15 protein-coding genes are annotated in these 21,004 nt (G+C 46.5%); 8 read left to right on the plus strand and 7 right to left on the minus strand.

What is annotated here, in order from left to right; translation table 11 throughout:
• Window positions 1-69 precede the first annotated feature (69 nt).
• A complete protein-coding gene (locus H6F98_RS31035) occupies window positions 70-1,092 on the plus strand; it encodes a hypothetical protein (RefSeq protein ID WP_206759696.1) in 1,023 nt (340 codons plus the stop codon).
• A 136-nt stretch (window positions 1,093-1,228) separates the two neighbouring features.
• Here H6F98_RS31035 and H6F98_RS31040 read toward each other — a convergent pair whose 3' ends face one another.
• The 4 genes from H6F98_RS31040 to H6F98_RS31055 form a co-directional block, all read right to left on the minus strand.
• A complete protein-coding gene (locus H6F98_RS31040; RefSeq protein WP_192222590.1) occupies window positions 1,229-2,233 on the minus strand; it encodes a zinc-dependent alcohol dehydrogenase family protein in 1,005 nt (334 codons plus the stop codon).
• A 171-nt stretch (window positions 2,234-2,404) separates the two neighbouring features.
• Complete coding sequence (locus H6F98_RS31045; protein ID WP_192222591.1) at window positions 2,405-2,890, minus strand: rhodanese-like domain-containing protein; 486 nt, start codon at window positions 2,888-2,890, stop codon at window positions 2,405-2,407.
• A 282-nt stretch (window positions 2,891-3,172) separates the two neighbouring features.
• Window positions 3,173-3,994, minus strand: a complete 822-nt coding sequence (locus tag H6F98_RS31050) for an NADPH-dependent oxidoreductase (RefSeq protein WP_192222592.1) — start codon at window positions 3,992-3,994, stop codon at window positions 3,173-3,175.
• 208 nt (window positions 3,995-4,202) lie between these two features.
• Entirely contained in the window at window positions 4,203-4,844 is a 642-nt protein-coding gene (locus H6F98_RS31055; RefSeq protein WP_192222593.1) for a TetR/AcrR family transcriptional regulator, read from the minus strand.
• A 139-nt stretch (window positions 4,845-4,983) separates the two neighbouring features.
• Between H6F98_RS31055 and H6F98_RS31060 the strand changes: the two genes are divergently transcribed.
• Window positions 4,984-6,255: a glycosyltransferase gene (locus H6F98_RS31060; RefSeq protein WP_192222594.1), complete on the plus strand. Its 1,272-nt coding sequence runs from the start codon at window positions 4,984-4,986 to the stop codon at window positions 6,253-6,255.
• Here H6F98_RS31060 and H6F98_RS31065 read toward each other — a convergent pair.
• Window positions 6,252-6,962 carry a glutamine amidotransferase-related protein gene (locus H6F98_RS31065; protein WP_192222595.1) on the minus strand — a complete coding sequence of 237 codons (711 nt, stop codon included), beginning with the start codon at window positions 6,960-6,962 and terminating at the stop codon, window positions 6,252-6,254. The genes H6F98_RS31060 and H6F98_RS31065 overlap by 4 nt on opposite strands.
• A 350-nt stretch (window positions 6,963-7,312) precedes the next feature.
• Here H6F98_RS31065 and H6F98_RS31070 point away from each other — a divergent pair, with 350 nt between their 5' ends.
• Window positions 7,313-7,867, plus strand: coding sequence for a Uma2 family endonuclease (locus H6F98_RS31070; RefSeq protein ID WP_192222596.1), 555 nt, complete (start codon window positions 7,313-7,315; stop codon window positions 7,865-7,867).
• A gap of 108 nt (window positions 7,868-7,975) precedes the next feature.
• Here the strand turns inward: H6F98_RS31070 and H6F98_RS31075 are convergent, their stop codons facing one another.
• Complete coding sequence (locus tag H6F98_RS31075; protein WP_192222597.1) at window positions 7,976-12,001, minus strand: DUF2157 domain-containing protein; 4,026 nt, start codon at window positions 11,999-12,001, stop codon at window positions 7,976-7,978.
• A 248-nt stretch (window positions 12,002-12,249) separates the two neighbouring features.
• Here H6F98_RS31075 and H6F98_RS31080 point away from each other — a divergent pair, with 248 nt between their 5' ends.
• Both H6F98_RS31080 and H6F98_RS31085 read left to right on the plus strand, forming a co-directional pair.
• The gene (locus H6F98_RS31080; protein WP_199349126.1) at window positions 12,250-12,432 is read left to right on the plus strand and encodes a hypothetical protein; all 183 of its coding nucleotides are present in this window, start codon (window positions 12,250-12,252) and stop codon (window positions 12,430-12,432) included.
• A gap of 102 nt (window positions 12,433-12,534) precedes the next feature.
• Entirely contained in the window at window positions 12,535-13,122 is a 588-nt protein-coding gene (locus H6F98_RS31085) for a Uma2 family endonuclease (protein ID WP_192222598.1), read from the plus strand.
• A gap of 164 nt (window positions 13,123-13,286) precedes the next feature.
• Here H6F98_RS31085 and H6F98_RS31090 read toward each other — a convergent pair whose 3' ends face one another.
• Window positions 13,287-17,138 (minus strand): NB-ARC domain-containing protein, encoded by a 3,852-nt coding sequence (locus H6F98_RS31090; protein ID WP_192222599.1) that lies wholly within the window; start codon window positions 17,136-17,138, stop codon window positions 13,287-13,289.
• A 450-nt stretch (window positions 17,139-17,588) separates the two neighbouring features.
• Here H6F98_RS31090 and H6F98_RS31095 point away from each other — a divergent pair, with 450 nt between their 5' ends.
• From H6F98_RS31095 to H6F98_RS31105, 3 genes are all read left to right on the plus strand, one after another.
• Complete coding sequence (locus tag H6F98_RS31095; RefSeq protein ID WP_192222600.1) at window positions 17,589-18,764, plus strand: BMP family ABC transporter substrate-binding protein; 1,176 nt, start codon at window positions 17,589-17,591, stop codon at window positions 18,762-18,764.
• Between the two features lie 46 nt (window positions 18,765-18,810).
• Window positions 18,811-19,899, plus strand: coding sequence for an ABC transporter permease (locus H6F98_RS31100; protein WP_192222601.1), 1,089 nt, complete (start codon window positions 18,811-18,813; stop codon window positions 19,897-19,899).
• 94 nt (window positions 19,900-19,993) lie between these two features.
• A complete protein-coding gene (locus tag H6F98_RS31105) occupies window positions 19,994-20,920 on the plus strand; it encodes an ABC transporter permease (RefSeq protein ID WP_192222602.1) in 927 nt (308 codons plus the stop codon).
• The last annotated feature ends 84 nt before the right edge of the window (window positions 20,921-21,004 follow it).

Here is a 21,004-nt window from a genome sequence, read left to right on the forward strand (position 1 = left end):
TTATCAAACAGAACCAACCTAATGCTGAAGCATTTATTAACAAAGTTTTTACCCTTATTAGTGGGAGCAATGCTTATTGCTATAGGAATCACGCAATTTACCACAACTCAAGCCACCACGACTTTCTCTTACGCTGTAACTGACCTAGGTACCCTTGGCGGTGACAAAAGTGTTGCCTATGACCTAAATGACTCAGCACAAGCTGTAGGTTATTCAACTGTTAATATTGGATCTAGAACGAACGCCATATTGTGGAGCAACGGCACGCTAACTGACTTAAAGCAGTTTAGCGGTATCCCTTATAACGATGGTGTAGGGATTAACAATGTAGGACAGGTAGTTTGTAATATCCAGTTCGGTTCACATACCGGTGGACGAATTCCCTATATATGGCAAAACGGTAACGTAACTAACATCTTTCAAAGTAACCAGAGCGGCTATGCCACTGCAATTAATAACGTAGGACAGGTAGTTGGCTGGGATGTTAGTCTATCAGCCTTTATTTGGCAGAATGGCTCGACGACTTACCTCAATTCTCTCGGTGATAACACCAGCAACAATAATGATAGAGCTTCAGACATAAACAACAAAGGACAGATAGTCGGCTATGCATCTACCAATAATGGCAATCAGTTGCACGCCGTTTTGTGGGAAAACAATACGGTAACTGACTTGGGTACTCTTCCTGGTGGTAGTAATAGCGAAGCCTTAGGCATTAATAAAGCGAGTGCGGTAGTCGGTTGGTCAGAAACCAGCAGTGGGATTAAACACGCTGTCTCCTGGCAAAATAATCAGATAACTGATTTAGGAACTTTTGATGGTAACGCGACTAAGGCAACTGACATCAATAATCGTGCAACAATAGTCGGTTATTCATTCACCGTCAATAACTACTCTAATGAGGTTCCTCTGCACGCTTTCGTATCGAGAAATGGCAGAATGGTAGACCTCAATAACCTATTGGCTGCAAATTCTGGATGGGAACTTAATGTGGCTCATGCGATTAATAATCGAGGGCAGATTGTGGGCAGTGGACAAAAAGATGGTCAAACCAGAGCTTTTCTCCTAACGCCTGTTAGAGTTACTCGTTAGGGGACAAAAGCATAGAACAGTAGGACTTACGCAAAATTATCCATCAAAGGCTAGATGTAGTCGGGTGCGTTAAATAACGCACCCGACAAGTAGATTTGCTGCGTTTGAAACTAACTTTCCTGTCTGAGCAACAGAACTATTCGATGAGCAGAGCAATTTTGCCAGTGATTGAGCCAGATTCTAAGGCTTTATGAGCCGCTGCTGCATCTTTTAGCGGGAAAGTTTGGCTGAGGTGAATTTTGAGCTTTCCTTCATCAATCCAGCCTGCACATTGCTTGAGAATGTTGGCTTGATGTTGTTGGGCGGCAACAAGTCCTTGAAACATGGGAGTAAGCATTAATTCCAGGCTGATTCGGAGATTACGCGATCGCGCTATTTTCCAATTAGTATGAGTAGCGTCAGGCTCAAGAATGGTCACCACATCCCCATATACCCGCACGGCTGGGAATGTATCGTAGAAGGTTTTCCCGCCAACAGTATCAAAGGCAAGGTCTACTCCCTCTCCTCCAGCCCAGTCCAAGCTAGCTTTTACAAAGTCAGTTTGCGTGTAAAGAATTGGATGGTCAGCACCCAACTGACGAACAAATCTTACTTTCTCCTGAGAACTGACCGTTGTGCAAACTTCAGCGCCTTTGAGTTTTGCCAGTTGAATCGCAACGTGACCAACACCTCCAGCCCCAGCATGAATTAGGACTCGTTGCCCAGATTCCAGCCTTCCTCTGTCGTAGAGAGCTTCCCAAGCGGTAATGAGTACTAAGGGCGCTGCCGCCGCTTCAGTAAAGGAAAGCGAAGTTGGTTTGTGGGCAACCATTCGCTCCTCAACCACGGCAAACTCTGCATAATTTCCAGTACCAGATACGCCAATCCCACCAGCACAGAAATACACTTCATCGCCAACTTGAAAGTGCTGGACACCGGAACCAACTGCTTCTACAACACCCGCACCATCACAGCCTAAGATAGCTGGCATTTGCTCAGGATAAAAGGTGCCTCTTTGACGTAGTTTCGTGTCAATAGGGTTAATCCCAGCAGCGTGAAGACGTACTAAGAGTTCAGTATCATTTTGAATTTTGAGGTCTGGGACATCCTGAATTTGTAAAACTTCCGGTTCGCCAGCTTCCGTCATCAGAACAGCTTTCATCGGGTCTTTGTGTCGTTAAAACAAGAATCATATAGTAGAAACTCTACCGCAACTGTGGGAATGCATATCCACAACATCATTAGGGCAACCCTAGGAGGATTGCCCTAATGATGTTGGTGCTTCAATAGAACACCTATTCAAACTACAAGTTTTTAAGTTTATTCTGGCCTCTTAAACATTCTTGGAAGACACTTCGGCGTGCTTATCCAGTCGAGCCTTCACATTGTATTCAGCACTACTGCTATCGTATCCTGTTTCAGCAGTGCCTTCTGTTGGGCCACCAACTGCTTTCCAACCAGCCAATCCGCCTCTTAGTTCGGAAATTGCTGTAAATCCAGCCTCACGAAGCTTACTAGCCGCTTGTGCTGTTTGTTCGTCAGTGTCACCGTAAACATATATTTCGCGCTGAGGCTCTAAGCTGGAAGTCACTCTATTGGGTAAATCGTCAAGTGGCATTGTGATTGCACCCAAGATCCGGGATGCGTTAAAAGCAGTGCGCTCGCGTACATCCACTACTGTAAAAGCAGGTTCACCCCATTCGAGACGAGATTTGAGAGCCTGAGCACTTGAAATAGGGGTTTCCTGAGCTGAGGGAGTAGGAGTCACCTCAGGAAGTTTGTCTTTGGCGTTGAGAATAGTTTTTTCGACTTCTGACATAAAGATTTATCAACCTTAAATTACATTAACTGCAATTTATCAAGGTCTCCTTACTTAACCTTCCTTCTTGAGACGGAGGGTTTGAATTATCTATCTTGAGGAAGAATTAATCATTAGTTGCTGTTAGTGAAAATGCTAAGCGACTATATAAAAATTGGGTCGTATCCTACGCTTTGAAGTGAAGCTATTTCTAAAGGAAGAGAGCAGCTAGACAAATGAAACTTGTCTTATAGGTTTAGCAACTAGATATAAAAATAGCAGATAAGTGTAGAAAGACTTGAATTAACGTAATTTAAAGCCAAGATTATTCAGTGCCTCACGTAAGTGATCGCGTCCTGTCAACGAGCTAGGAGTGGCAACCCGTTTGGATGAGTGTTCTGCCCAGTCACCTGTAACATTCATCTGTTGCTCAGTATAGAAGGCTTTGATCACTTCGTTGTAATGAGCGATCGCCTCATCCTGCTCACTTAGCTTATAGCTTTCGCGATGTAATACGGCTGACTGTGGCAAACGAGGCTTCACGGCTGCTGCCACATCGGGATCAGGATAGCCGACGCACATCCCAAACACCGCGAAGACATGAGGCGGTAAAGCAATTGTTGCGGCAACGTCCTCTGGGTGGTTACGCATCCCACCAATGTAGACAATTCCTAAGCCAAGCGACTCTGCGGCAACGGCAGCATTTTGCGCCGCCAACGCTGCATCAACAGTTGCCATGACAAACATCTCTAAGTAGTCCAAGCCCTCATGCGATAGTCCCCGACTTTCGGCAACATAAGCAAGACGAGCCAAATCAGCTAACCAAACTAGAAATAAAGGACACTGCCGAACATGCGCTTGCTTTCCTGCTAGCTGGGATAAGCGTTCTTTGCGCTCTTGGTTCTCGACTGCCACTACACTCCACGTTTGAAGATTAGACGAAGTAGCAGCAGATTGAGCCGCCGCAACGAGAAGTTCTAGCGTTCCTTCAGGCAGAGGGTTAGGTAAATAAGCACGAATTGAGCGATGGGACAGTAGTGTTGTCAGAGAGTCATTCCACTCAATGTCTGGAACAAAAAAGTTGTCACCGTAGCGCGATCGCAACAGTTCAGTCGGGTGAGGCATAATTCCTTTTTAGAGATAAGTCAGTATTAATATTTGTCGTTGAATTTGTCGTTGAGGCAAGGCAGAAGGAATAAGAGTTTTTACCTCATCATCAAGGTATGCAATTTAGATGCGTCACAGCTTACCTCAGTTTTATCCAAAACTGCGAAATAATACTTACTTTTTCTCTATCCCTTACAAAAGAGCACTACCCTTGCTTACTCAATATTCACGAAATACGCTCCTCTGACAGAGGCTCTAGGACTTTGAATGCGATCGCATGAGCTTCGGCATTGGTGACCCCCAGCGTTTTAAGAATCATCTTCGTGATCTGTTCAGGGTAATTGGGTTCTGTATGCCCTTCCAAAATGCTACGCATTGCCATCAGTCCCGTTCCTAAAATCAGATCGATCGCTGCCTGTACACTGTCAACCTGAAAACGCTTTAGCCGTATCCCCGCCTCCAGATCCGTCATCACCCCCCTTTCAATCGTTTCACTTAAAGGGGCTGCCACTAATCCAATGCGGACAATTACCCATCCCCAGGTGGCATCTCGCATCGCTTGATGCAGAAATTGGCGCAGGGCGATCGCCATTCGTTCAGCCGGGTCAGCAATATCAACAGACTGCGCCCAAATCTTTTGATTCATTTCATCACTCAAGGATGCTGCAACCGCTTTTAGCACATCCTCCCTCGTCTGGAAATAGTTGTAGAACGTTCCCCTAGCAACACCAGCTTCAGCAATGATGTCGTCAATCGTTACGGCATCCGTTTCTTTTCGAGCGAATACCCGATAGGCGGACTCAATCAAACTTGATCGTGTCCGTTCCCGTTTTTCCAAACCGATGGATGCTCGACGAGATGGCTTCATAGGGTAGCTCTGAAATAGCACCAAATCTAACATACCCCGCCATTGACACTCCTATCAAAATGACGTTATCGTCAAAATGACATTAATGTCATCTTTTTCAATCAACAAGCTCTAATTCTAGAGAACAGGAGTACCCGTGATGCGTATTGCGATCATTGCTTTGGGTAGCCAGGGAGACGTTCAACCTTACATTGCTTTGGGGAAGGGATTAAAAGCAGCGGGTCATGATGTACGTTTATTGACCCATGAGAACTTTGACAAATTGGTCAGTTCCCACGGACTAGAGTTCTATCCCATGCAAGGTAATGTGCAAGAACTCATTGAAACTCCAGAAATGCGTGAGCTTACTGAGAAGGGGAATTTTCTGACAATGACCTTACGGACGGCAAAAGAAACCGAACGAGTCGCAATCCGTTGGGCACAAGCAGGTCTAGAGGCTTGTCGAGGGATGGATTTACTGCTAGCGGGTGTTGGAGGGCTTTACCTTAGCCTTGCATTCGCTGAGAAGTTGGAACTTCCACTGCTGCAAGCCCATGTTTTTCCCTTTACCCCGACCAAAACCTTCCCTGGTGTTCTATTTCCTCAGTCCTTAAACCGATATGGAGGAACTGTGAATTGGCTATCCCATCAATTGTTAAGACAAATCATCTGGCAAGGCTCTCGTGCAGGTGATACAGCAGCCCGCAAGCAAGTTCTTAACTTACCTGTATCTTCATTTTTCAGTCCCCGCAAGTCTCCCCATCTTCATCGCTATCCAACGCTCTACGGTTTTAGCCCTTCTGTGATTTCCAAGCCATCGGATTGGCACAATACCCATGTCACGGGCTACTGGTTCTTAGATGCCGCACCCGATTGGACTCCACCCTCAGATCTTGTGGACTTTTTGCAAGCAGGTTCACCTCCTGTATATATCGGGTTTGGCAGTATGGGCAACCGCAACCCAGAAGAAACCGCCGATTTAGTTTTGCAAGCCCTCGCCAAAACCGGGCAACGAGCTATCATGCTCTCTGGCTGGAGTGGAATGCGTAAAGAAAACCTGCCAGATAGCGCTTATCTGATAGACTCCATTCCTCATTCATGGCTCTTCCCTCGTGTCGCGGCTGTTGTCCATCATGGTGGTGCGGGCACTACAGCGGCGGGACTCAGGGCAGGAGTTCCTACGGTTATTATTCCGTTCTTTGGAGATCAGGGCTTTTGGGGGCAACGGGTAGCAAAATTAGGGGTTGGGACAGAGCCAATTCCACGTAAACAACTAACGGCACAACGTCTTGCACAAGCGATTCAAACGGCTGTAACCGATCAAATGATGCGTCAGCGTGCAGCAGCCTTGAGGGCAAAAATCCGTGAGGAAGATGGGATCGCTAGTGCAGTTGCCGTCATCCAGGAAATCGCAAATCTTAGGGTTGCCTAATGCAGTTCTTTAACTTTTGCCGTATTAAGCCAGTAGCAGAGAAAGCCTTCAAGCCAAGATTCAGATTCACCCCCATACAGAGAGTATTTCTGCATCTGTTCTTCACGAGACTGTACCCCTGGTAGTGTCAACATATGAGCGCCGAGTGTCGTCCATTTGTCGATCATTTCCTTAGTTATTTCAGGATGAAACTGTACGCCATATGCCGTTTCTCCATAGCGATAGGCTTGGGATTCAAAAACCTCACCCTTAGCTAATAGTTGTGCGCCACTAGGCAATTCAAACCCCTCACCATGCCAATGATAAACATAGCGAGGAACATCAAAATAATTAACACTTGTGTCAGCTGGCAGGATTGGAAAATAGCCAATTTCTGTCATTTCTTTAGGATGCGGTGATACAGATGCTCCAAGTACCCGTGCTAGTAATTGTGCCCCTAGGCAAATTCCAAAAAACGGCTTACCTGAGTCAAGAGCGATTGGTATCCAATCCAGTTCAGTGCGGATAAAGGGCAGCGTTTCGCTATCATTAGCACTCATTGGCCCTCCGAAGATTACCACAGCTTCGTGATTATGCATTGTGGCTGGAAGTTCTTGTTCTATAGCCGGACAACGGATATCAAGCTCATAACCGTTCTTGATGAGAATTTGCCCAACAAGTCCAGGGTCAGAGGTTTGTTGATGGACAATGAGAAGAATTTTTTTCACAGTTGTACGATATAGCTTGCAAACTCAGCATTTTGGGAGCATCCCAATCGTGCAAAGACATTTTCTTGTGGGACAGGCCGGAAAGCCTCTCAAAGCTAAAGGGCGGGCAGGATGCCCACCCCACAATAAATTATTTCTGCAAAAATAGGATCAGGACTTACGCAACTGGCACAATGTGAAGGCTTAAGTAGTACAAATGCATCCTTGAACAGCAACAACTGAGTGCAGAGCAAATATTTAGATTGATAAGAGTCGTGCCTTTCGTGGGGAACTCTAAACTGACAAATATTAGCGACGTTGATAGAAGTGCCAGAATTAAAGAAGCCCCGAAAGGTCAGGAGGACATTGTGATGACCATAACAACTGCCAAATGGGCACTAGACGACTATCACTGCATGATTGAAGTCGGTCTTTTAGAAAGTCGTCACGTCGAGCTATTGAACGGAGAAATTATCGAAATGCCTCCAGAGGGAGAACCCCATGCTTATTACCGCACAGAAGCAAAAGACTATTTGAAAGAGTTGTTAGGAACTCGCGTTAAAATCCGCGAAGCTGCTCCCATAACGATACCCAATAGTGCCTCAGAACCCGAACCGGATATTGCGATCGTTCAACCACTAGGTCGGGAATATCTGCAACACCATCCCTACCCAGAAAATGTTTTCTGGCTGATTGAGTTCTCTAACACCAGCCTCGCTAAAGACCTGGATATTAAGCGCAAGGCTTACGCCACAGCCTTTATTCCTGAATATTGGGTTATGAATCTAAAGACTCGACAACTCAATGTGTTCCGTGACCCTGTTGATGGGAACTACGCCTCAGAATCGACCCTCACGGCTGGAGAAATTCGTCCCCTGGCATTTCAAGACGTTGTGGTTTCGGTGCAACGGTTGTTAGAAGGATGACACTGCAACAAAAGCTCATGAACGGACGAAGGCAGAAGGCAGAAGGGAAAAGGGAAAAGTTTGGTAGTTTAGCGCTCCCTAATTTTTTGATTGGCAACCCAATTCCCTTCACTCCCAAGCGCCTAACTCACTGCGGCTGGTGTGTAACACAGAAGCGATTTGGTTGCGACGGGTTTCAAAGTTAGCTGCCATACCAATGAAAATGATGCCAACAATTAAACCCACTACCCACTTGATGAATGGATAGCGGGAGATGAGAACGATTAGCTGATAAAACGCTGTTAGTAGAAACGTCGCAGTGCCAACAAAGAGAAACGCTCGTACTCGTAAGGTTAATCCCGCAAAAATTGTGATTATGCTGATGATTCCAGGGATAATTCCTGTTTCTTGATGAAAGAGTAAGGCGACTAGGCAAATTGCACCGCTTCCAAGGATGCGAAGATAGTGACGCAGTTGCCTTTGCTCTTTTCGCTTCAAGTCTGGATCAAATTGAGCAACATAGAGTAGGGATAAGCCTAAAACTGTTGCATACCACAAAGGGTCAGTTAATTGTAACCGCTCAAACCAACGTGCGATCGCCCAATCAATCAGCAGTACACTAATATACGTCAAGCGAATATTCGAGCTGCGTTTTGCAATCCAGGCATAGAATCCAGCCACTAGGAGTAAACTTGCAGCAGAAATCGCCTCAGTTGTCAAGCAGGCAGTAAGCAGTGGGAGGAGTATCGCAGAGTGTTTCCAAGGAGTCTGATGCCATCCCCATTTATGCCAAGGTAGTTCGTACATTGCATACGCTAAACCACAAGCAATCAGGGCGAACCAGGCATCCAGCACACTGAGTTCAGTCCAAAGCAAGCGCACAGAGGCACCTGTTGCTACGATTTCAATCACGCCAACATATACCCATTCTTGAGCTGCCTTAACATCAGGATTTCGGCGTCCCTGTACTAAGGCATACCCACCAAGAACCAGGCTGAGAACAATTGTTGTTCCTGCTAAACTTGGTACAGTTGCCACAGATACAGCAGTGATTACGGCAAACACTAGTAGTAAGCTTGCAATTGCCCAATGGATGTGCGCTGTGCTTTTGAGTTCTGCCACACTCAAGCGCCAAAGACGCTCACTGCGCGAGTGCCAAACCCAAGCCAATAAGCGATAAGCTAATGCGATCGCAGTTGCGACTCCGGCTAAAATTGTCAACGCATCGACTAAACTGCCCCCTTGTGTCTGTAGCATCTGGTAAATCACCAGTTCATACCAAGCCAACGAGATACCCGCCAGGGAGAAATACGTCAGTAGCTTCCACTCCTCCCGCCGTCTCCCGACACCAATTCCCGTTAGGGCAGCACCGAGAATTAGCAAGCCTGTCCAACTGGTAAAATAACCCCAACGCAACCCAATCCCTAGAAGCGCATACAGCAACGGCAATATCTCAATACTCCGTAAAGGCACAGGTTGACGTTCCTGGACAAGCCACCAATCACTTGCAATCAGTGTGACGAGTCCTAGGATAATATTGGCAGTTGCCAGTTCTAACGTCGCACCTCCACTTAGCAGAATTGCTTGGGCAAGAACAATTTCAACTGCCCAACTGAGGCTATAGACAACAGTATTGCTAGGTTGTTGCCAGTAACGGCAGAAAATGGCGACTCCAGTTAGGGTAGAGGCAGCGAGGTACTCCCAGCTAGAGGGAAACAACGCTAAATAACTGCCAATGCTATGAACTGTTAGCATCAACAACTCACAGCAGCACAAGCCAACTGCCCAATTATCAGATGCCTCAGCATACAGGGCGGCTATCGTGCCGGAACGTTGCTGGAGTACGTTGCGTATCAGCCACAAAACGAGAGTTGCGATCGCACCTACCAAAAACCAACCCGCAACCGTTAGCCGTGGCAAGCCTGGAACGCTCTCCCAAAGCAAGACTCCGATAAAACTCAGTGCAAAGCCAATCGTGATTCTTGCCGCTAGCGTTTGGCGTAAATAGCGCGTATTGACTAACATTAGCCCCGTGGCAAAACTCAAATTAATTAGCCTTACTCCCGGTATCCATAGCGTTAGGGCTTGCGCTACAACCAATGCGGCAACACTCAGCCACGACGCTTGTCTTCTTCTCGGTTCATCGACACGACTGGCAACCCCAGTGAGACACAGGGGTGTCAACAGCCACAAAAGCCCTGCTTCCTGATTGACAGGTGTAGCAAAAACTCCAGACGGATAAGTATCATTCAGCAGCAACGTATAGCTCAACCCAGACAGCACAAAACCCAGATGCCATGCACTGCGCTGCCAAATTGGGGAATGGGAAAAAACGCTGTAGCTCCACTCAATTACCATAGCGATGAGTAAGAGGCTTGCCCATACTGTTTGGCTCAAATTGGGGAATAGCCAGTCAATCGTAGAAGCGATGCTGAGCAATCCCGTTACATGAGTTAGGTAGACTAATTCTGTGCGAGTAGGAGACCAACGAACGGTAACTGTCGCTAAGGTAATAGTGGATAAGAAGAGATTAAGCGATCGCACTGTAGGATTGAGCAGACTCACTAACGTCAGCAATAACCCAAAAACGAAGGTTAGCTGTTCTCCAAAACTCGCTACTTCCCGTTTTTCGGCGCGATAAATCCAATCCGTTAGCGCCACCATTGCAACCAAATAGGGAAATAGCGCCAAACCTAGCAAAGCATCGGGGACAGTTTGAGAATTCGTCAGTTGGGTGAAAAACGTAACTATTTCTTGTTGCAACTCTGGCGGTACCAAGCGCCAAACTAACCAATGTGCCTGTAAGCCAACCGCGAAAATCGCAATGAGTTCACCGCGTTCCCAAAACCGCTGCAAGCGATTCGCCAAAAACCACAAAGCTAATCCACTCACAGCCGTTGCTTGCCAGGGAAATGCTTCTCTTACCGAAACTAACCAACCAATGAGTAATAAACTCCCACCAATACCTTCCCAGATTTTGGACTGAAAGGAAGCTGACTCTGGCGTTGTCTCCAATTGCCCCAATCGCGCTAATAGCCAACCACACATACCAATCGCTAAGCCCAATTGGGCGACTGGTAACTGAATGACAAAAATTGCACGTCCTAGCAGTACAGCTAGGGCATAGATAACAATCAAACTGCCGATAGGAGTACTAGGGAGCGTTTTCTCGCTCCGAGATGCCCCTAAATCAGAGTTAACACGGGAGATTTTAACTAAATTCTCCCCCCTTTTTAATGGGGGCTGGAGGGGATCTGAATTTAACGGGGAAGAGTGTGAAAGTTCGCTTGAAACTGAGCTTCGCGTTGCTGTGCGAGTGTCGGAGTCGGCCATTATACCGCGCCCCTGACTATCAGCTGTTATCAATTCCTCAGCTTGAGGAAGTGCATAACGTTTGGGTAGAAGAATTGCAGTTCCCACCATCCCCAAATAGACTGCCACCAAGGGAAATCCCGACCACTGCCAGCCCCAATGCAGGTAACTCAGCCATAAAATCAGGAAGGCATTAGGAGCGAAACGCGAAGCATTTTCCTTAATGTCTTGGTTGAGTAGTGTAATTGTCGTAAGGGTAAGAGATGCGATCGCAATGACAATCCATTCCCAAGGATTACGCCACAAGCCGAAGCTATCCATCGCCCAGAAGTTCACGGGTATCAGTAGCAGTGTAACCAGTCGCAAGGTTTGAGCCGTCAACTGTAAATCTTGCCTACCTGCCCAAAAGCTTCCAAACCAGAAGATTACGGTGTATGCCCACAACACGCCATACTGTCCTGCCGCCGGGAAATTCTTCCATTGAGTAGCCGCCAGTACCCCAGAAGACACCACTACGAGAAAAACACCCAAGAAAAGTAGCCACCGGACACTCAATTCGTCCTTCAGAGAGTGCCACATCCGGGAAAGATATGAATCCGTGGGTGTTTTAACAGTGGGTGTATCTACTTCATTCGTGTCTGATGCAGCCAATTGAGGCACTGGCGCAGGAGTCGTAACGGGTTCCGGCAGAGGAGAACTTAAATACTTGCGGCATAACTGCCTTACTTGAGCATCACTAAGTAAACCTAAACGCAACCAAACATCCAACCCTTCAAGCAACTGTGGTTGCGACGCTTTCACGGTGAGTTCAATTCTGAGCGATCGGTTGGGTTGAGATGTCATAACTTCACGAGAACTCAGTTGAGAAGAGGGGGCTGCACTAGGTTGCTGTAGTACCTATCTCTGGAAGCTTTGCAACATATGCAAGCAGTCTACTGCTTTATTTCCGAAATAATGTTGATATTTTGTATCGTATGTGAACCTTGATTAATCCCTGAGTTACACAAACAAAACCTGCCTACGCTAGTCCTCTATTTATGGATTTTCTGTTATCTACGCTCAGTACCTTCCGTTGATAAGGCGATCGCTTCGTGATTCACTTACCATTTTGCGTAGCTAAAAGAACTAATAAGGGCTATCGTGTTGGGCAAGTGCGGAACCGTAGTCAGCTTGAAAACCATAAAACTGGGCAGCCTATCAAGCCGGATACCAGAACTGGACGGTTCATGGATGCCAGCGATAAGCCGTTTAAGGGTGTTCGTAAGGAAAAATAGGCTCTTATTTTTCCTAAAAAGGAGTAGCGATCGCACAAAAGCGTTACCCTTTTATTTATCTATATTTAATAGTAAGAATAGAAGTAGTTGAGGATTTAAGTAATGGTAACACAGACACAACAACGTTATTACACGCCAGAAGAATATTTGGAATTAGAGGAAACGGCTGAAAACAAAAGTGAATACATTGATGGCGAGATAGTTCCTATGACTGGCGGTACACCTAACCATAATGATATTGCTGGTAACGTTTACGCTCACTTAAAGTTTGCTTTGAGAGGGAAAAATTACAAAGTCTTTATCGGTGATTTACGTTTGTGGATACCACGTTATCGTATCTATACTTATCCAGATGTCATGGTCATTGAAGGAGAACCAGTTCTTCTGGAAAACCGCAACGATACCGTTACTAACCCTTTGATGATAGTTGAGGTTTTGTCAAAAAGTACAAAGAATTACGACCAAGGGGATAAGTTTGATTATTATCGCTCCATTCCTGAGTTTAGAGAATATGTTTTAATTGACCAGTACAAGGTTAACGTTAAACATTTTGCTAAAACCTCTGAGGGCAAGTGGCTGTTAACAGAGTATGAATCGGCAGAGACGGTATTATCGCTTTCTGCATTAGAGTTCCAAATTCAGTTGAGCGAAATTTATGAGGGGATTAAATTTGAGAACCGTGAGGAATAATTAGTATAGCAGTCGTCAAGATCATTAGGACGCTCACAAAATACTGGGACCTTGACCCCTCAATCTTTTCCCTTCTGCCTTCTGCCTTCTGCCCTCTGCCTTTTGCTATATCAGACGGATAACGATCCCTCTAATTTTGTTGTTGGAGAAAAACGCCCAAAAACTTAATAATGAAACGGAGAAAAGAGGTTATTCTCAACAGCACCCAACATCTTTAGTGTGGACTGTTGAGCTTCTGTTAAGCCAACAACACCTGTAATATTCATCCCTTCATAAGGTCGAGGGACTTGCAGTGTTTTGATACACTTGTTTGCACCAGTTGTAGAATCTTGAGGAGATTTTTGCCATAACTTAATAGTTTCATCTTGGCTACAACTAGCGAGGACGTTACCATCTGGACTAAAGGCAAGGAATCTCACCCATTTATCATGTCCTTGCAGAACTTGATAGCGCTGTGCGATCGCATAATCCCTCAACGTTTCACAGGAATCCAGCCTAGCCGCACCACTACCAGCGCAAGCGGAGTGTGAAATATCCCAAAGTTTCACCACCGCATCTGCACCGCTACTTGCAAAAGTTTGTCCATCGGGATTGAAAACGACTGACAACACAGGACCGGTGTGTGCCTCCAAGGTTTGGTAGCATTCTCCCGTATTCAAATGCCAAAGCTTCACCATTCCATCAGCACTGCCACTAATGAGGAAATGCTTGTCTGGACTAATCGCACAAGTGCGAATCCAACTTCTATGTCCTAATAACGTTCTTACACATTGACCCGTGTGGACATCCCAAAGCTTGATGGTTTGGTCTTGACTACTACTAGCAAGCAGTTGCCCATCTAGACTAAGAGCAATTGACCAAACTCCACCATTGTGTCCAGTGCAGGTGTAGTGACATTGACCTGTGCGAGTATTCCAAAATTTGATGGTTCCATCGAGGCTACCCGTATAGAGGGTTTGTCCATCTGGGCTGAAGATGACAGAAAACACCGCATCTTTATGTCCTCTCAGCGTTTGCAGACATTGTCCCGTGTAAGCATTCCATAATTTGAGCGTGTGGTCTTCGCTACCACTAGCAAGGACTTTACCATCTGGACTAAACACCACCGACCAAATCCAACTCCTATGTCCTTGTAAGCCGCCAAGATACTGTCCTGTATTAATATCCCACAATCGAATTAGCCTGTCTTGACTACCACTGGCTAGAGTCGTGCCTTGAGGGTTGAAAGCAAGCGACCAAACTCCATTACTGTGTCCCTGCAAGGTTTTAATACAGAGGTTGCTGCGCGTCTCCCATAACCGCACAGATTGGTCTTCGCTACTACTGGCTAAAAGGTAGTTATCAGGACTAAAAGCAACTGAGGAAATCCAACTTGTATGCCCTCTCAGGACTCTCAATACTTCACCCGTGTGGTAATTCCAAAGGCATACCGATTGGTCATCACTGCCACTAGCAAGGGTTTGTCCATCGGGGCTAAAGGCAACCGTTCGGATTTGTCCAGAGTGTCCTTTTAGAGATTTGACGCACTTCCCTTGGCTAACATCCCAAAGTTTCACCGTGCGATCGCGACTACCACTTGCCAGCGTGCGACCATCAGGACTAAAGCCAATCGACCATATCCAGTCCGTATGTTCTGCAAGAGTTTCTAAGCATTCACCTGTATTAACGTCCCAAAGTTTAACTGTGTGGTCGTAACTGCCGCTAGCAAGAAGATAACCTGTGTGATGCTGAATCTTAACTCCCCCCTTACTAAGGGGCATCTGATTTTTGCCAGAGAGATTCTTGTATGTTCCTCTTGCAGAGTATTCGGGAGCAAATGCTACAGAACGGACTTCATCAGTGTGTCCCCATAAAACACTTTTGAGTTCACCTGTTTTAATATCCCAAATCCTGACCAAGTGGTCTTCACTACCACTAGCGAGAAGAAAACCATCAGGACTAAAGGCAAGGGAAAAAACGCGATCGCAAAATCCTTGTAGCGTTAGTACACATTGCCCAGTTTGGACATCCCATAAATTCACCGTGCGGTTGGCACTGCTTGCCAAAAAGCGACCATTTGGACTAAAGGCAACAGACCAAATCCATCCCTCATCAACCTTACAAGTCAGTAGTTGTTTCCCATCAGCCACTTGCCAAACGTGAATTTCATGATTGACATCACCCGTTGCTAACAACTTGCCATCGGGACTAAAGGCAATAGATAAGATTTGACTAAACGTTTGTGTAAAAACCGACTTAGCTAGATTGGCATGAGCAAAATTAACTTGATGGAGTTCAGTTCGACCCAGGTAAGCTTGCCAAACTGTAAGATGGGAAAAATCCCAACCACTCAGGTTTGATGAGAGCTTGCAAAGCAGGTTGAGAATATTCCCGCCAACGTAACCTGTTTCCTGGGGAGACTTCCGGCGTAACTGAGAGAGGATTTGCCGAAATAGCTCCTCAAGGTTCTCTTGGCTATAGGTATCAAGCAATCTATCCAAAACAGGCTTGAGAATTAGGCGAGTTTGAGTGTCCCGAATATAATCTTTTGCCTGAGCCTTAATTAAAGCATGGGTCTTGAACAAGCGAGGATGAAGCTTTCCCTGTCGCCATTCCCAATTCCCTATCTCTCTACAAACGTGCCAAATCAAGCCCTCAGTCATGTATTCCATGACAACAGGTTGCAGAGTGAAAAGGGTCTGACTCTTTTCAATAAGCGTAGGCATCGCTTTGTCAATGAGACATCGCCTTTCTAGGGAGGTTAACGCCTCTAGTAAGTCAGCAAGAGACACCTGTGGAACAAAATCTGCCCGCAATTCTGATAATGTAACTGGCTCTCGATCAATCGCCAGCCAATACATCACCTGCTGCTCTAGATCTGATAAACGGTCAATCTGACGCGCCAGCAAATCCCGAATATCCCCAAAAACCGAGGTACCCTGCCCAAGCACCTCAAGAAACTTGCTAATGCTGCCATCAAAGAAATCCTTAATTGCCCCCGCTACCATTTTTAAAGCAAGCGGGTTACCTGCATAGTGTTGAGTTAAAATTTTCCAGTCGTTCGCAGAACCAGAAAAATTCCCTTTGAGGCTAAAAATTTCCTGTCCCACACTCGCTGGTAAACCAGTAAGACGAAGCGATCGCACTGGCAGTGTCTCCCCTTCTTCAGCGGCAAGACATCTGGGTTTCTCGCGACTAGTGAGTACGAGCGTACTTTGATGATTCGTTTCCCCAATACACTTTAAGAGCTGACCATAACCTTCATACCCAGGTTGATAGCCACCATTGCAGTCACCTGGTTGCATGATTGTCTCTCCGTTATCAAAGACAAGTAAGCAACGGTAGGAGCGTAAGTAATTTAGGAGACGCAAGATGCGACCATCAAGGGTGTTTGGTAAATCAGTTTCCTGTTGATTGGAAAGAAACTGGATGAGATCAGCGAGGAGTTCTAAAACAGGTGGCGCATTACGGAGACTTCGCCAAATCACATACTCAAATTCCCCCTGAATCTGTTTGGCTAGCTTTACCGATAAAGACGTTTTGCCGATTCCACCCATACCGAATAAACCAACAACTCGGCAGCGATCGCAACATACCCATTGTTCCAGTTTCGCTAGTTCTTCTGTACGTCCATAGAAGGTTGAGACATCAGTTGCATCACCCCAATCGGTGCGGGTAGGGATTGGGGATTGGGAAGAAGATGACGTGCAGAGTGTTGTTGAAAAACTTTTTGTATTCCCCTGCCTTTGTATCTCTGCTTCCTCTTTCCCAGTCCCCAGCCCTCCATCCCGAACCTTTCGCTTGAGGACTAACTGAACATTACTCTTAGTTACCTTTTCGCCAAATGCTTGAGAGAGTAACTGCCAAAGTTGGGAGCCTGTTTGCTTGACATAACCCACCTCATAGCCAGAGTTTTTTGCGATCGCCTGATAAGACTGTTCTTCCCAAGCATGACGAAACACTGTCACTTGCAGCTTGCTCAAACGTTCTTCGCTTAAAGTTTTCTCAACTATTAAGAGTGCATCTTCAGTATTCATCAGTAAACACTAGCCCTATCCAAGCATTCAACTAGCTACACAAGACACAACAGAATTTTGTTTACCCTTACACTCCCTACCCTCAGCCAGTCTCAATCTTAGTTCTCTAGACACTTGCAAAACTTGATTAGACGTGTATCGTACAGGTTTCGGAAAACCGCCTACTGTTACTTAGATGACATTCTGAGGACTTTGCCCTGATTATTGTCGAACTTTTATCGAACCTTTATCGCACCTTTGAGAACCCTGGAAATTGAAGGACACTGCTAATCTTTCTTTAAACCAAAGCTGATACTAAGTAGCACTCAGTTATCAGCTATCAGCCGTCAGCTTTGATCTGGTAGTCCGTACCTAGGTGCGCTGTTTGAGCAACTTGATATAGGCAAAAGCAACTAGTGGTCGGTGGTTAGTCAATAACAGATAACGGTCAGTCGCAAGGAGAGTCTACTAGTGAGTACGAGAAGGTATTTGCACTTATCCCGTCGTCAAGTCATCCGTGGCATCCTCGCCACCACAGCCTTTGGAGTAACCTCAAAATTTGGCACAGGATGCAGTTCATCAACCGGAAGTCAAGCTGGTGCTGGGGCAGGTGGAGAGGGTGAACTGATCATGGGGTTTCTCTATGTAGGGGCAAAAGATGACTATGGCTACAACCAAGCTCATGCCGAAGGGGCAGCAGGTGTTGCGAAGATTCCTGGAGTAAAAATTGTCGAGCAAGCCAGTGTTCCGGAAACCACTGAAGTTCAGGAAGCAATGCGGAACATGATCGAGGAAGATGGAGCAACTGTATTGTTTCCTACCTCCTTCGGCTACTTCGACCCTCACATTCTGGAACTGGCTAGGGAGTATCCCGAAGTGCAGTTTTTCCACTGTGGTGGACTCTACCAGGAAGGAATGCCAAAAAATGTCGGGAGTTACTTTGGCTACATTGATGAAGCTCAGTACGTGGCAGGTATCGTCGCCGGACACACAACCAAGACTGGCAAGTTAGGCTTTATCGCAGCTAAGCCCATTCCCCAAGTCTTACGGAATATCAACAGCTTCACCCTTGGTGCCCGTACCGTGAAGCCAGAAATCACCACACAAGTCATCTTCACCGGAGACTGGGCGTTGCCTGTTAAAGAAGCAGAGGCAGCTAATAGTATGGCTGACCAAGGAATTGATATTCTCACTTGCCACGTAGACAGCCCGAAAGTTGTGATTGAAACAGCAGAGAAACGGGGGATTTTCAGTAGTGGCTATCACGCTAATCAAGCGACGCTAGCACCCAAAGGGTATCTGACAGGTGCCGAGTGGGACTGGACAAAAGTTTACTCTGAGTACGCCGAAATGATTAAAGCTGGCAAAACCTTGATGAATGGTGGCATCCCGAACATAGTTCGAGGCGGGTTGAAGGAAGGCTTTTTAAAGATGTCGCCCTATGGTTCAGCCGTCGCCCAAGCAGCACAAAAGGGGGCTGATGGGGTGAAAGCCAAGTTTATGGATGACACCATAGTGATTTACCAAGGTGCGCTGAAAGATAACGCGGGCAAAGTTGTTATTCCTGCTGGTAAGAGTTTCAAACAGCAAGATACTGAACTCGAAAAAATGAATTGGCTGGCAGAAGGAGTCGTCGGAAAGGTTTAGTTGTTTGTGGTTGGTTGTTTGTTGTTAGTTATTGGGTGTTTGCTTTATGATTAACCGTCACAACTGGCGTAGAACGTTAGAGGCTATTTGTATTCCACTGGCGGCGCTCTTCTTTTCCCTAGTTCTATTTGGTGTGTTTTGTGCAGCGGTGGGTGCGAACCCGTTTGGGGTTTATGCCTCGATTTACAAAGCAGCATTTGGTAGTTGGCGTGCCTTTCAAAATACTCTGATTCGGGCAGCACCGTTGATGCTGACTTCCCTGTGTACAGCACTTCCTGCTCGTTTGGGCTTGATTATTATTGGGAATGAAGGCGCACTGGTGATTGGGGGAATTGGTGCAGTTGCCATGGGACTTGCCTTTGGTAACGCTCCTCCCTTAGTTGTCCAGCTTGCAATGGCGCTGGCTGGTATCATCTGCGGGGGATTGTGGATTGGTGCTGTAGGTGCATTGCGTCACTATAGGGGAGTCAATGAAACCATTAGTAGTTTGCTGTTGAACTATATTGCGATCGCTCTTTTGAACCATCTAGTTGGTGGCCCAATGCGCGATCCCAGTTCCCTCAACAAACCCTCTAGCTACCCGCTTGCCGAGGTCAATATGCTGGGAACCCTTCCAGGCACCCGCGTTCACTACGGACTGATCTATGGCTTAATTGCCTGTATCATCGCCTACTTCCTCATCCAACGTACCACCTTTGGCTTTGCCGCCCGCACCGCCGGAGGCAACATCCGTGCCGCCCGAATCGCCGGACTCCCTGTTGGCAAACTTACAATGGCAATCTGCTTCCTCGCAGGTTCCTGTGCTGGTTTAGCAGGCATGGTGGAAGTAGCCGCCGTACATGGACGCGCTAATGAATCCCTCAACGCCAACTACGGCTACAGCGGAATTTTAGTTGCCTTCATCGCCCGACATAACCCCCTAGCTGCCACATTAGTTGCGATTTTGATGGGTGGTATCCTCACCAGTGGGGGAATCTTGCAGCGATCGCATCAACTCCCAGATGCCACCGTCCTAGTATTCCAAGGACTAGTTTTCTTAGTCGTCATGTATAGCGAATCACTCTACGGACGCTTCGCAATCTTCAAAGAACCAGCCATAACCGTCAGCAGCCAGCCATCAGCCGTAACAGTCTAAAGACGTTGTTAGTTTTTTGTTTTTAGCACGACGAAATTGCATTCTTTCCAACAATCAATAACCAACAACTAACAACCAACAAAGGAGGAATCAAGTGGCAACAGAAGCACTAGGCTGGTGGGGTGTACCCCTAGCGATCGCAGCCGGAACGATGCGGGGCGGCACCCCCTTTCTTTTCGTCTCCCTAGGAGAATGCCTAACTGAGAAAAGCGGCAAAATTAACCTTGGATTAGAAGGAACACTGCTAACTGGGGCAATGAGTGCCTATGCCATTTCTTACCTAACAGGTTCCCCTTGGCTAGGAGTCATCGTTGCTGGACTATCAGGTATGGTTTTAGGCTTCATCCATGCATGGCTTACTCAACAACCCAAAGTTAACGATGTCGCTGTCGGCATCGCCATGATTATCTTTGGTAGTGGGATTGCCTTCTTCTTCGGGAAACCCTTTATCCAACCCAAAGCCCCACAACTTCCTACGATTGATTTGGGGGGATGGAGTAGTATGCCAGCTTTGGAATCGGCTTTAAAAATTAGCCCACTTTTCTTACTCGGTGTTGCGATCGCACCTTTGCTGGCGTGGTTTTTCAAATCAACTCGCTGGGGCTTATTTATCCGTGCTGTTGGGGATAGTCCTGAGGCAGCTATGGCAATGGGAGTCTCGATCAAACGAGTACGGATGCTCTGCATTATCGCCGGAAGCTGTTTAGCCGGAATTGGTGGGGCTTCACTTTCCCTCTACTATCCCGGTATCTGGAGCGAACGCATCTCCAGTGGACAAGGACTAATGGCAGTAGCGTTAGTCATCTTTGCCCATTGGAATCCCATGCAATGCCTCTATGCCTCATTACTATTTGGTGGCGCTCAAGCACTTGGTCCCGCTCTCCAATCTGTCGGCGTAGACTCTTACTACTACTTATTTAATGCTGCACCCTACATCCTGACACTAGCGATCATGATTATCACCTGCTCCCCAAAGCGAACCCTTTCCGGTGTCCCAGGTGCTTTGGGAACTACTCAGTAGTCAGTAGTCTGTTGTTCTTGATTGTTCTTTGTTAATCACCAGACTTCTTTCAAAAATTAATTGTTCATCATTAGTAGTCAACGG

This window comes from Microcoleus sp. FACHB-SPT15, assembly GCF_014849525.1.
GTDB lineage: Bacteria > Cyanobacteriota > Cyanobacteriia > Cyanobacteriales > Coleofasciculaceae > Symplocastrum > Symplocastrum torsivum.